Here is a 12,441-nt window from a genome sequence, read left to right as displayed (position 1 = left end):
TGCGTGCCGAGAAATACGTCCGTGCAGGTCAGTAGGCGTCAGTGGGTAGCGGTCGTCATCGGGCATGATCGCGGCCGTGATGGTCCGCTTCGAGGTGTCCGGATGCTCCGCATGAAATCCATCGTCGAACGCTGGGTGAAGACGCTTCGCGCCGAACTGCTGGACCGCACGCTGATCTGGAACCACATCCACCTGCGGCACGCGCTGCGTGAGTACGAGCGGCACTACAACGAGCGCCGAACCCACCGGTCACTCGCCGCCGCAGCACCCCTGCGAGATCGACCCAGCATCTTCAACCCGGCCAGATCGAACACCTCAACGCGGAGCGGCAGGACCGTCTCGGCGGGGTCATCCACGAGTATCGCCATGCCGCTTAACCTGCGCAGATGTAGTTTTCGGCACGCACAGCGTGCGGCGAGCCGAGGGCGATCCTGGGGCTCCGCATCGTCGGTCTGATCGCCGTGCTCGTCGTTGGGTTCCGGCACGTCCTCGGCGGCCTGGACGTGCCGGCGGCGACCAGCCAGGCCGCTCCCAACTCGCAACCAGCACCGCACCCACCGATTCCTCGCCGCTGCGGCACCCTTGCGAAACCGACCACAACCCCTTGGCCCTGACCAGATCGAACGCCTCGCGGTACTCCGACGAGACCGTCTCGGCGGAGTCCTCCACGAGTATCGGCATGCCGCTTGACCTGTGCGGACGTAATTTTTCGGAGGTGCAGGCGTACAGAACGCGTGCTGTCAGCGATCGTCGACCGGTCGAAACAGTCCGATCTCGTGAGCGACCGTACCGGCGCGGAACAGAAGGTCGGGCCGGAACTCGGCGACTCGGTTGTAGTCGACAGAGGTCAGGACTGTTCGCAGATCCAGATGGCGATGATCCGGGTGCCGGTAGCCAGCCTCGTACAAGCGCAGCCACGCGTCCAGCAGTGGTGCTTCGAATCCGGCGCGTGACTGAGGGGCGAAGCCGCCGTTGATATGGGAGATCTGCAGGTCGTCGAACACGTCGAGCAGAGCCTCGTCCGGTCCGCCTCTTCCAATGCGTTCGCAGAGCTGGATGATGAACTGGCTGCTCACGCCGAGTTCGGATTTGGCCAGCCGCCGCAACGTCTCCGGACGTACGTTGACGTCGCGGTGCAGGCACTGCAGCACGAGATCGGGGTAGCGATCACACCAGCGCAGGTAGTGTTCGGCGCGTTCTGCCGGGGGCATAGGGGACGACGTGAGCTGGATCAGCGCCGTCGCGTACTCCACGTCGTACCGGCTCTCAGGCAACGCTTCGAAGGCGTACTTGAACTCGTTCGCCGCCGCGTCACCGGTGAAGCGTGCGTCCACCGCGGCTTCGCGCAATGAGACGCGCTTGGCCAATCGATCTGCCGCGGCTGTTTCGGTTAGTTGGGTGCCGATCGCGAGCGTGACGTGGGGAGGGTTTTCCCAGCGCACGTAGAGGGATTCGATCAGGGTGCGCCACTCCGCGCTCGACAGCTGGCCCTTCCAGAACATCGTCAGCTTCGACCAGTCCTCGATGCCGATGTCACTGGACTCACACACCCGCGTGAGCACGACGTGCAGCAAGACCAGGTTGAGGCTGTAGATCGCATACCTGGCCGGCGCGGCCCGATTTACCGGCTGGTAGGTGTCGAGCGACCGAGCGCGTTGGACTTGAGACAACGCCAAGAGGCGCTTCACCAGCGATTTCAGTTGCTGGCGGTTGGTGGAGCCACATGCCAGCTCCGATAGGAAGTCGATGACTGGCGTGCTCGCCGTCAGCGGCGCGAACGACAGAAGCGCGCACAGCAGGTTGTCGTCGGGAAGGCCATCGATGATGCGGGGGCCCGATGACTCGCGCTTATGCAGGTCGTTGAGGACGTACCAAGTGAAGCGCGCTACTAGGAACTCGCCGAACGTCGCATGGAGAAACTCGTAAGTGTGCAGCCTGGTCTCGTCACGGGTGGCCCGCGCGCACTGTACGAAGAAGAAACGGCCAACCACCTTGTCGCCGTCGCTCAACGGGGTGCGGATGCCGTGAGTGGATGGGGCGACACCAGAACTGAGTAACGCCGCCATGTCCTCGTTGATCGCGGTGTCCGAGACCCACTGCACGCCCCGCTGGAACATGGCAAAGGCCACGACGGACAACCGAGCTAACTCGTACTCGACGCTGATGTCCTGGTCGGCCGTGCCCTGACGAGTGTCCTTGTCCACCTCCCGGCGGGCGAATCGGCTCAGCAACTTCTCGTACAGCACTACTCGGCCGAGACTGTCGTGGTGGCGTTGCAGGGCGTTGTCGACCGCGTCATACAACGCCAGCATCAAAAGCAGTAGCGGCTGCGCGGCCAGGCCGCGGTGGTCGAGCACCACCTCGTGCGGCAGCGGCGCCAAGCCGTGTTCGGCGAAGTAGTCCGCGTTGGGGGCGTTCCACACGTCTAGCCACGCCTTGATGTTCGCGTCGGTGAACGGGACTAGTCGCAGCACATCGGAATTCATCGGGATTTGCATGCCGCCGGACACGCTAATCCGGCTCGTGACCACTACCGCTACGGGCTTGCCTAGATCCGCGCGTTCTCGCTGGAACGCCTGTACTCGATGCAGGAAGTCGGTTTGGCGCACGCCCGTTGCCTGGAGCAGCTCGTCGAACCCGTCCAGCAGTACGACCGGCAGCGCGTCGCCCGCCATGCGGGACATCTCGGCGAACGTGACGTTCTCCTGCAGCGCCCTACTCAAGCCGTAGTCGATCTGCCGGTGGAGATCCGCCTCCGCCGCGGCCGTCCGCAACTCGATCCGCACGGCGAAGTAGTCACTGGCAGGCAGCCGGGCGGCGAGAACTTTCGTCAGCAGGGATTTGCCCGAGCCGGGATCGCCGAGCACCACCAGCGGGTGAGTAACGGCTTTCGGTGAGGTCAGGTAACCGGCGAGGTAGTGGTGGAGGTCGGATCGCGCTGGGATGTCGAACCATGACGCCAGTAGTGCAGGGCGGGCACCTTCGGTCATCGGACAGACCTGGTACTCGGGATCGACGTACGCATCGCAGGTCAGCGGGATCTCGAGGCCGGCGGGCACCTGGTCGATGTTGATAATCGGCTGGTTGAGGGCCGACCGGTAGTGGTTGGACAGTTCGCGTCTGCGCTCGTCCGGTTTCGCGCCGACTTGCGTTGCCTTGAGCGTCTCTTCGAGACGTTGCAAGCCTGCGGTGACGTGGGCGTTGTGCTCTGACTGCAACCAGAACGCCAGCTCCGGGTACTGCACGGTGAGCTGGCGGATCAACTCTTCGTAACGACGCAGGGCGCGACCGTGCAACCGGGACAGAACTGCATCCGTCTCTTTCTGTTGCTCAGAGGACAACCTGGTCCAGATCGCATCGTCGTGCAGGAGTTCGAGGAACTCGCGAGACGCTTGCTCGTACTGGTCTTTGAGAGCTTTGAGGTTGAGCTCGTAGGGTCGGCTGGGGCATGGCAGCACGCTGTTGCCGTCAAAGATGCCGGTGAGACCGACTAACGCGCGTTGGCCGTCCTTGTCGAGGCGGACCTTCTTGAGCTTGAAGGGCAGATCGACCTCTTTGAGCGCGTCGAACAGCGCCACGATGACGATCACGGTGTGTGCGGCATGGAGGCGTTCTGAGGCGCTGTATCGACTCAGGCCCGATCGCTTCTCCCCGGCTTTCACCAGCAGTTGGTGGCAGAGCCGGACGAACTCGATCTTGGCGTCGAACCAGCCGAGCAGATCGGCGACACCCCAGGCGACGCCGCCGAGCAAAGCCGTTCCCGTCAGCTTGTCCAACGCGTCGACCAGGGCGTTCTCGCGTTTTCCGAGCAGTTTGACGGCGTCGGAGATGCTGTAGTTCTTCGGCACCGTTCGAGTCTCGTGCCACCGGCGGTTGCCGGAGTGAAGCGAACGCGATAACAGGTCGTTTGGGGCCGCTGAACGGTCGAAGGTGACTAGCGGGCCGTCAACATCGAAATGGCCTGTGACCCCGAATGTTTGATATTCCACATTGGATGTACAGGCGCTGACTTTGCTGCTTCATGCCGCGCGTCAAGGAGTGTTGCATCGTCATGGTCGCCTCCATCAAGGCCACCAACGTCGTGGTGGAGATCCCCGGAGAGCTAGTCCCCGTGGACTGAAGCGCCTCGCGTAAAGTCTGATTCGATTGAGGCCGCGGGCGCCGTTGGTGTCCATTGGGGACAAGTTGCTGTGGTCGACGGGGATGCGCGCCGAACCGGTAGATCTCGATGCGGGTGAGGTCGCGGACGTAGCGGCTGGAGCGCCGCAATCGCGCCGGGGCGGGTAGCGCCCTGATCGTGTGGCTAGGCGGCTGTCCGGCGGAGTTCGTGCCCTGGTTGGTCGGGGTACTGGGCGCAGCACTGTCCACTGCCCGCGTGCCGAGTCGAGCCGCGCCGACGCCGCTCAATAGTCACGGTTTGGCGGAGCGCCCGTGCTTCGCCTGCGGATTCGGACGGTTCGGGATGTTGATCAGCACATCCTTCCCCAGGTGTTGCTTGATCAGGTGGACCAGTTCGGGCCCATCGATCAGCTCCATGCGGCCGTGCTCCAGGGCCTTCTTACGGCATCCAGACGCGAACCAGGAGGTCGTCACCAGCACACCCCAGCCGGCTTTCTTCTCTTCCATGGCACCCGCCAGCTCACGGATGTGGTTCACCCCGACGACCCGGCTGTACCGCTTGGCCTGCACGATGCTCAGCCCTCCGAAGAGCGGGGTTCGGCGGGCGATGACCGCGTCGACGCCATCGTCCTTGCTCTGTTCGGTTGTCCAGCCTTCCGCGCCGCGCGCTTCGAAGATCTGACGCACCAGGTGTTCGAAGTTGCTCGGCGACATCTCCATCAGGTCTGGACGGGAGTCCAATGTGGAGACTGCATCCAGTCCTTCGACGAAGGAGTACTTGCTCAGGTCGAAGTCGAGGATAGGTTCGATCGGCTCAAGTTCGTAAGGGTGATTGGAGACGATGGCGTTCAGGTGGCGGATGCATGCTTCAGGCGTGATGCGGCGAAGGTTGTCGTCCTTCGGGAAACTGTCGCGCACGACGTCGAGGCTCACGAGGCACGGGAACTCCTGCTCGCCGGTCGCCGGATTGACTGCGTGGACGTGACCGTTGAATCCGATGCTCGACAATGCTGGGTCCGCGCTGAACAGATCCCTCAGGCACAGCAACGCGACCTGGCTGACGAGACTGCGGTAGATCGCACCGACTTCCTGGGGCTTGCGGGGCGTCGGGCGTTCCTCGTCCTTGGTGGGCAGGTACCGGTAGGACGCCGTGCTCGGAACGACGTGGCGGGGTGGCAGTTCGAGTCGGACGACGACCTGTTCTGAGTGAGGGTTGTACGTCAGATCGAAGTGGCGCGGGAAGTCTCGCGGCAACGGTACGGAGGCGAGGACTCTGGACAGGTGTTGCTCGACCGCGGTCTGTTGACGCGCCTGGACTCCGCGCCTGACCGCGTCCAACCGATTGTTGTGGTCTCGTGCCTCACGCTCCGCCTGGTGGACCTTGTTTGCGTGTTGTTTCCTGGCTTCGACTACGTGCCGCTGTCGTTCGGCTTCTTGATCGCGGCGGAGGGCGGTGTCCTCTTCGAAGCGGAGCGTGGCCGCGCTGAGCCGCCGTTGATGTCGGCCTTGACCGCCGAAGACCTGGGACAGCAACCCAGGCTCACGCGGCGCGTAGTGGTGCCACTGTGGTTCTCGAACGGGTGTCGCGAGCTCACCGAGATCGAGGGGCGGAACATCGGCCGTCATGCGATACGCGTTCCAGTCCAGTACCGCCGACCTGGCTAGTCCGTTGGTGAGGACTTGGCCTAGTTCTTCGACCCTGCGCTCCAGCTTCGCCGTCTTGCGCTCCGCTTTCTGGGTGCCTCGTTCAGCCTGCAGGCGCTTTTGTTCCTTCTCCTTTGCGACGCGTTGGCGTTCGACTTCGGCACGCCTGCGCTGTGCCTCCCGAGCGAGTTGCGCCGCGGTCGGACGTCCGCTCGATGAGCCCTGTCCCGCACGTGCCATGGACCCACCCCCTAGTTGGAGAGTCACCTTGCAGACGAGCGTAGAGAACGTCACCAGCTGAATCAGGACCCCTAACAGGTGGTGGTCTGCAGGCGGCCACAGCACTGAATCGCACGGCGCGTCACATCGGATTGGGGATGCTGAGAGGGTCGTGGTGTCTGTTCACTCGATCGGTGCCGTGGTTCTGCGCTGAGTGTTAGCTCTGCCGTCGACCCGTCCGCACGTGGATCCTCGGTGGGGTGATCAACGAGCGCGGATATGCAGCTTGAGCTGCAGTGACCACTTCCGAGCGGCACAGGTTCGGCGCCCAGGGCAGCGACTGGGGCACCAGCATCGCCACGAGCATCGGTCAACGGCAACCCGATCGGGCGCCGGCATCCATCTCATGCCGCCGCTCGCACCGCCCGATCCGGCCACGTTGGACGACCTCACCGGTGCCGAGTGGGCGGCGCCCGCGACACTGCGAGAGGCGGACGAATGGGGCTCCGGATACTCGGCGCAGCAGTCGACCCGGCCGCAGACGGTCGCTACGGGCTGGTCGACTCGCCGACCGCCCTCTGCGCCTGGATCGTCGAGAAGTTCTGGTCGTGGACCGACTCCGGTGGCGACCTGCATCGGGTTATTACCCGGGATGAGCTGCTCGACAACCTGATGCTCTACCGGCTGCCCGGCACCGGTGCCTCATACGCCCGGCTGTACTGGGAAAGCCTCCGGCAGGTCAACGAATGGATCTCCGGGTCGGCAGGCGCGCCGGTGACCGTACCCACCGGCTGTCCGGTCTTCCCCAAAGAGCTGCAGCGCCCGTCTCGGCGGTGAGCGGAGCGCCGGTTCCCGAACATCCGGTACTGGAACGAGCCCGGCAAGGGCGGCCACTTCGCGGCGTTCGAGCAGCCGGCGTTGTTCGTCGACGAGGTCCGGTCATTCTTCCGGCTGGTCCGCTGATGGTCACCCGTACTCGGTAAGCGGCTGACTAAAGATCAACAAGTGCCCATCGGGTGTCCGTACGTTGAAGTCGCGCATCCCGTAGGGCCGGTCAGCCAGCGGCTCGACGATGTCGGCGCCGCGGGCGCGCAGCTCGTCGTGGCAGGAATCGACGTCGTCGACGACAACCGTCACCCTGGCCGGGCCGACGCTGCTTTCGGCATACAGGTGGAACTCGGCGGTGTCGCGGATCACGGCCGCGTAGCTAGGCGGGGTCTCCCAGGTGAATATGGTGTCGAATCCGAGCGTGTCCGTGAAGTACGACCGCGCTGCCTGCACATCTCGGCACGGCAGCACGGGAACCGCCACCCGCATGACCATTCCGTCACCTTAGTGACTTTGGCTCAAGATCGCTGATCTTGGGTTGAGTGCTGGCTGTTGAGCTGCGGTTTCGTCGTGCGAACGGCGAAAATCTGCGCACTGAGCGGCCGGTTCTGGGCTGTCTCTCGTGGCGTATGTGCGCACGGTGAAGACGGCGTCGGGGGCAGGGCGGTGCAGATCGTGCACTCCTCGCGTCGCGGGTCGCGGGACATCGAGCACATCGGCTCGTGATCGACGCCTACCACCGACTGTTCCACATCGAGAAGCCGTTCCGAATGTCTAAACCCGACCTACGTGCGTGGCCGATCTACCACCACAAGCGCGAGTCGATCGACGCGCACCTGACGGTCGTGTTCGCCGCCCTGGCCGTCAGCAGGTGCATCGAGCAGGCACCGGCTGGTCGATCAAGAAGTTCGTGCGCACCACCCGCCGCTACCGCACCATCAACATCCAGGCCGGCGAGCACACCCTCACCGCCGTCGACCCACTACCCGACGACCTCCGCGATGCCCTCACCCGCATCCACGACCGCGGCGCGCACAAATTTGAGCCAAGTCAGGGCCCCTTGGACCTGACCGGATCGAACGCCTTGCGGTACTCCGACGGGACCGTCTCGGTGGAGTCCTTCACGAGTATCGGCATGCCGCTTGACCTGTGCGGACGTAATTTTCGGCACTCACACCGCGATGCGGCTGCGGGAGAAGAGCGGCGAGGGTCTGGTCGCAGATTTCAGCGAACTGGTCGCCCTCGACGAGTGGCTGACTGGTCGGTCCGGCGCCGTGCGAGCCGAGGCGATGGGATACGAGGCGGAGGCGCTCGCGGAGAAGCTGAGGGACGCGGATCGTGAAGGTGTTGGCGTCACCGTGACATCGTCCGCGCTCACGCTCCTGGACGGGCTCGCCAGCAGGCGGGCTGATTGGCAGCAGAACCAGGCCGCACTCGACGCGGAACGCTTCGCCCTCGGCGAAGCGCGCAACACCGCCGCGATCGAGGCAAAGGCGAAGGGCGGGCTGGCTAGAGCACTGGAAGAAGGAGTGTGCCGCTAAGGCCGATGCCGAAGCAGCCCAGGAGAAGGTCAAACACAGCCGGACCGCGCTTCGTGTCGCCCGTGATCGTTCCGCCGCGGTCGGTGACGCCGAGCGGCGCCTTGGGACGCTGAAGGACAAGCTGGAGGAACTCGGCGTCGTCCTCGCCGAGGCCAGGGGAGATGCAGAGACGGCTCAGGAGTCCGTGGACGCGGCGCAGGAAGGCTTGGCGGCGGTTCAGCGGGCCAACTCGGCCGCGCATGCGTCAGCGGCCAGCGCGCCGGGGGATCCGTGCCCGGTGTGCACGAGGACGTTGCCCGAGTCGTTCGTACCTTGCGAGACTTCCGTCCTTGCGGATGCGGAGAAGACCGTGGCCGACGCGAAGAAGACTCTTGCCGCGGCGGAGAAGGCCGTGCGCGCGGCAGACCAGTCGAAGAGCCGGGCGGACGGGGAACCGAGCGCCGAGACCGGGAAGACCAAGGACTTGGCTCGTCAGCGGGACATCGCTCTGGGGAGCTGCGGGAGCGGCTCGGAGAGGTGGACCTCGCTGCCCCGACGACGTGCTGCTCCTGGCTCTGGAGACGACGGCCGCCGAGCTCACCGAGGCCGCGGCCACCGCGAAGGCGGAGGCTGAGCAGGCCCGACGCGCTTACGACAAGCTGATCCACCGCATCGAGACCGCTGAAGAGGAGCTCGAACGCAGGGAGAAGGCCACAGCGGCCCAGAGCGATACCCTGACCGGCCGGCTACGCGTCGCCGAGGCGACTTTCCGTGATCTTCCCGTGGGCTTCCACCGAGGCGCAGAATTGTCCGTCGCCGCGATCAAGAACGCGGTCGCGCACGTCGAGGCGCAGCGGCGCGAGCTGAACACGTTGGAACAGAGGCATCGCGACGAAGTGGAGGCTCCACGCCAGTTCCTGGTCCAGCAGCTGCACGTACTTGCCGAACGGGCCTCGGCGGCGATCGCATTGGTGCTGCAGGGTGAGGTTCCGGCCCGTCCGCGAAACCCGGCCCTCAGCGATGACGTGCATTGGGCTGGTGACGTCGTTTCGGCAGCGCAGTCGGCACTGCGGGCATGTGCTGATCAGGCGGACGCGCTTGATGGCCAGATCGTCGAAGCCGAGAAGGGCATCGCCGCCGCCTACATCGAGGCGGCCGTGGCCGACGGCGAAGCACTCCCGACGTCGATCCGCGCCAATGACGTCGCGCTCGCGCTGGCTAAGCGGGATGACCGGCCCGCAGAGCGGGCGTTGCCGCGGTGTCGCGAGCTGGATGAGCGGCTCGACGCCGCGCGCCCGGTGGTCGACGCGCTCCGCGAGCTGGCTGCGCAGCTCTCGGACGGCAAGTTCGTCAACAGCGTGGTGCGCAGGCGTCAACGCCGGGTGCTCCTGGTGGCGAACACGATCCTCGGGCGGATGACGGACGACCAGTTCGGCTTCGCCGAGGACTTCCGGATCATCGACACGAGCACCGCACAGGCGCGGGACGTGAAGACGTTGTCCGGAGGCGAGAGGTTCCTCGCCAGCCTCGCGCTGGCGTAGGTCGAGATCACCTCTCGGGGCGCGGGACGCGTCGAAGCCCTGTTCCTCGACGAGGGGTTCGGCACGCTCGACTCGAACGCGCTGGAGGGTGCGTTGGACGAGCTCCAACGCAACGCGGGCGATGGTCGGTTGGTGGCGGTGATCAGCCACATGCGTGACGTGGCGGTCAACTTCGAGAACATCCTTGTGGTGGAGAAGTCGCCCAGGACGAGCAGCACCAGGTGGCTGTCGGTGAATGAGCGGCACGACCTGATGGCGGACGAGCTGCTCGCCGGCCTTCGATCCTGAGGTTCGAGGGGAGGTGTGTTGTTGCGCTGAACGGGAGGCCGGACTCCGCCCGTCGGTGCGGCTTCGTCCAGTAGAACTGGTGCAGCAGGTCTTCCGCGTTTGGCCGGGCCCGGTAACACCTGTCCGTGGTACGCCGATCAGCCCAGCACGGAGTCGTACTCGGGAGGCCTTCTACGCCCTGTGCCTCTACCTTCGCCGCGATGGCAGCGCCTGTGGGGTGCCAGAACTCTGTACACATGCGTTGAGCTGCGGTGGTCTGCCCTGTTCGTTCGGCATGATCGTGGGTGTGGCGCTGCGACTGCTGTACCTCGTCTTTGCCCAATTGGGTGGCTGGCTGATCCTGCTCGGCCGGTCGTCGGCGGCGAAGGACGTGGAGTTTGTTGGTGTTGCGGCATGGGGTCGCGGTGTTGCGCCGTACTCGTGGTCGTCCGCGGTTGGATTGGGCTGACCGCGCTGTGCTGGCCGCGTTGGTGCGGCGACTACCTCGCTGGCTCCGGGAGCACCGGTTGGTGTCGCCGGGCTCGGTGTTGCGGTGGCATCGGCGCTTGGTCGCCAAGAAGTGGACCTACCCGAATCGGCGTGGTCGCCCGCGGGTCGACGTGGCCGTAGTGGCGTTGAACGAGCGTTTGGCGCGGGAGAACGCCGGCTGGGGTTGCTGGCGTATCCACGGTGAGCTGTTCAATCTCGGCCACCGGACGTCCGGGTCGACTGTTTGTGTTGACTGGACACAGGTTCAGGATCACCGGCCGCGGTGTTCTACGAGGAGACATCCTGCAGGTTTGGGAGGAAGAAGAGCAGGATCGGTGACTGCTCGACGTCTGAGGCTGCTGGCGCGAGAGCGGCGAGGCGGAGTTTGCGAGGTGCTGCGAGACGGTGGTGAAGCTGTGCAGGTTGATCGGTGAACTTGCCAGCTACTACTGCACAGACCGTGGTCGAGGTCGACAGCTGGCATACTGGTCATGTGGCGATGAGCGACGATCTGCGGCTGGTGTTTAACACACCGGCCTCCGATTCGCCTGCGTCCCTGCTCACGGGCTCATTCAGCCGGTCGACGCCGCTTCGCGTGGTTGACTCACGCGGTGACCAAGACTGGCTAAGCGCCTTCACAACCGCCGACGTGGTTATCGGTGACCACGGTTCGATGGCGTCCTATGCAGCGCTGATCAACGAGTCGGCGGCAGCGTCCGGTATGGGGCGTCGTGAGGTTGCCAACGTTGCCCACGAACTCCTCGTCGAGGTCTTGGCGGCGTGTGATGTCACCGATCCGCTTGAGGTCCAGGCGTGGGTTCGTGTCGCCAAGGCGGTTCGCCGTGGCGTTCAACCCGCGTCCTCGATGAGTTCACCCCCGCTTCGCTTGTTCAGTGAGCAGAGCTCCACCGTTATGAGCGTGTGCGGACGCAGGCGGGTGCTGTTGGGCGTCGCTCGGCGCGAGGAGCCGACGAAGCCACTGCGGTTTGCGGCGATCACACCCCTTGAAGTGTTGTTGCGCGTCCCGCTCAGGATGATCACCTTGGGTCGCAAATGCGATCCGTCCAGGCAGTCGAAGAACCAGCTGTCCAGGCGCAATGGCCGGTCAAGAGATGCCTCGACCGAGCTGCGATCGCCCGGTGATCTTGTTGTTTCGTCTGGTTGCACGCCTCGTGGTCCCGATCTCTCCCGAGTGACTCCCCTCCCAGTCATTCGCGGAGAGTTGCTCGACTGCGCCGCCTGAGTCGCGGTGGCTGGCTCCCGCCTTTTCGGTTGGAGCCGACTTGCAGGACTTCTGGTCGATCGTCTTCAGTTCTGGATACGTCAAGTCCGCCCTTGGGTGCGCGGCCCTATGGCTGAGCAAGTCCATCTGGCTCAGCCTCCTGCAATCGCTTCAGCAGTGGGTGCAGTCGGCGCCTGAACGCCGTCGCGCAGACAACGAACGCGATGCCACTCGCGCGGCGCTGAGTGCCAGTGACAAGGAAGCCGGGGATCGGGCTTGCCGCGTGCTTGAGATCCTCACCGGAGCATCGCGGCAGGAACTTACGTCATCTACCGCAGCCGATCCGCCCGCCGAGTCAACTATCGATGAAGCCGGACCTTCGCTGCAGGCTGACAAGCCGAAACCCGCAGAAGGGCTTGATGGCGTTCCTTGACCGGTCCGTCGTGGATTCGTGCGTCTGCCGGTGCTGTCGTTAGACCCGCGCGCGGGAGGACGAGGCCCCTATGGGGTGCCAGAACTCCGGCCAGGCGGCCACCAGAACAGCGGAGACTTGCCCTTTCTACTTGATCGGATCCTTCTTCCCCGCCGCATC

Annotated in this window: 11 protein-coding genes and 1 pseudogene; 9 read left to right on the top strand and 3 right to left on the bottom strand. The window is 64.8% G+C overall.

Annotated features, from left to right (window positions below; genetic code table 11):
* The first annotated feature begins 111 nt into the window (after positions 1-111).
* Positions 112-456 (top strand): integrase core domain-containing protein, encoded by a 345-nt coding sequence (locus ACFWN2_RS06705; protein ID WP_382425320.1) that lies wholly within the window; start codon positions 112-114, stop codon positions 454-456.
* A gap of 284 nt (positions 457-740) precedes the next feature.
* Here the strand turns inward: ACFWN2_RS06705 and ACFWN2_RS06700 are convergent, their stop codons facing one another.
* Together ACFWN2_RS06700 and ACFWN2_RS06695 are read right to left on the bottom strand one after the other, a co-directional pair.
* Positions 741-3,848 (bottom strand): NACHT domain-containing protein, encoded by a 3,108-nt coding sequence (locus ACFWN2_RS06700; protein WP_382425319.1) that lies wholly within the window; start codon positions 3,846-3,848, stop codon positions 741-743.
* Between the two features lie 562 nt (positions 3,849-4,410).
* A complete protein-coding gene (locus ACFWN2_RS06695; protein ID WP_382425318.1) occupies positions 4,411-6,003 on the bottom strand; it encodes a restriction endonuclease in 1,593 nt (530 codons plus the stop codon).
* Positions 6,004-6,480: 477 nt separating this feature from the next.
* On the opposite strand from ACFWN2_RS06695, the gene ACFWN2_RS06690 reads away from it, so the two are divergent.
* Positions 6,481-6,819, top strand: coding sequence for a hypothetical protein (locus ACFWN2_RS06690; RefSeq protein WP_382425316.1), 339 nt, complete (start codon positions 6,481-6,483; stop codon positions 6,817-6,819).
* 129 nt (positions 6,820-6,948) lie between these two features.
* Here ACFWN2_RS06690 and ACFWN2_RS06685 read toward each other — a convergent pair whose 3' ends face one another.
* Positions 6,949-7,305, bottom strand: coding sequence for a VOC family protein (locus ACFWN2_RS06685; RefSeq protein ID WP_290057837.1), 357 nt, complete (start codon positions 7,303-7,305; stop codon positions 6,949-6,951).
* Between the two features lie 227 nt (positions 7,306-7,532).
* Here ACFWN2_RS06685 and ACFWN2_RS06680 point away from each other — a divergent pair.
* The 7 genes and pseudogenes from ACFWN2_RS06680 to ACFWN2_RS06650 form a co-directional block, all read left to right on the top strand.
* Positions 7,533-7,846, top strand: a pseudogene (locus ACFWN2_RS06680) (IS1634 family transposase); the annotation flags it as partial.
* Between the two features lie 145 nt (positions 7,847-7,991).
* Entirely contained in the window at positions 7,992-8,351 is a 360-nt protein-coding gene (locus tag ACFWN2_RS06675; protein ID WP_382425611.1) for a hypothetical protein, read from the top strand.
* Positions 8,352-8,890: 539 nt separating this feature from the next.
* Positions 8,891-9,871, top strand: a complete 981-nt coding sequence (locus tag ACFWN2_RS06670; protein WP_382425314.1) for a hypothetical protein — start codon at positions 8,891-8,893, stop codon at positions 9,869-9,871.
* A gap of 93 nt (positions 9,872-9,964) precedes the next feature.
* Positions 9,965-10,159 (top strand): hypothetical protein, encoded by a 195-nt coding sequence (locus ACFWN2_RS06665; RefSeq protein WP_382425313.1) that lies wholly within the window; start codon positions 9,965-9,967, stop codon positions 10,157-10,159.
* Positions 10,160-10,445: 286 nt separating this feature from the next.
* A complete protein-coding gene (locus tag ACFWN2_RS06660) occupies positions 10,446-10,607 on the top strand; it encodes a hypothetical protein (RefSeq protein ID WP_382425311.1) in 162 nt (53 codons plus the stop codon).
* Between the two features lie 480 nt (positions 10,608-11,087).
* Positions 11,088-11,870, top strand: a complete 783-nt coding sequence (locus ACFWN2_RS06655; protein WP_382425309.1) for a hypothetical protein — start codon at positions 11,088-11,090, stop codon at positions 11,868-11,870.
* Positions 11,871-11,910: 40 nt separating this feature from the next.
* On the top strand, positions 11,911-12,282 hold the full coding sequence (locus ACFWN2_RS06650) for a hypothetical protein (protein ID WP_382425308.1): 372 nt from the start codon (positions 11,911-11,913) through the stop codon (positions 12,280-12,282).
* The last annotated feature ends 159 nt before the right edge of the window (positions 12,283-12,441 follow it).

Source organism: Lentzea sp. NPDC058436, assembly GCF_042721515.1.
GTDB lineage: Bacteria > Actinomycetota > Actinomycetes > Mycobacteriales > Pseudonocardiaceae > Lentzea.
This window is presented reverse-complemented; position numbering and strand designations above follow the sequence as displayed.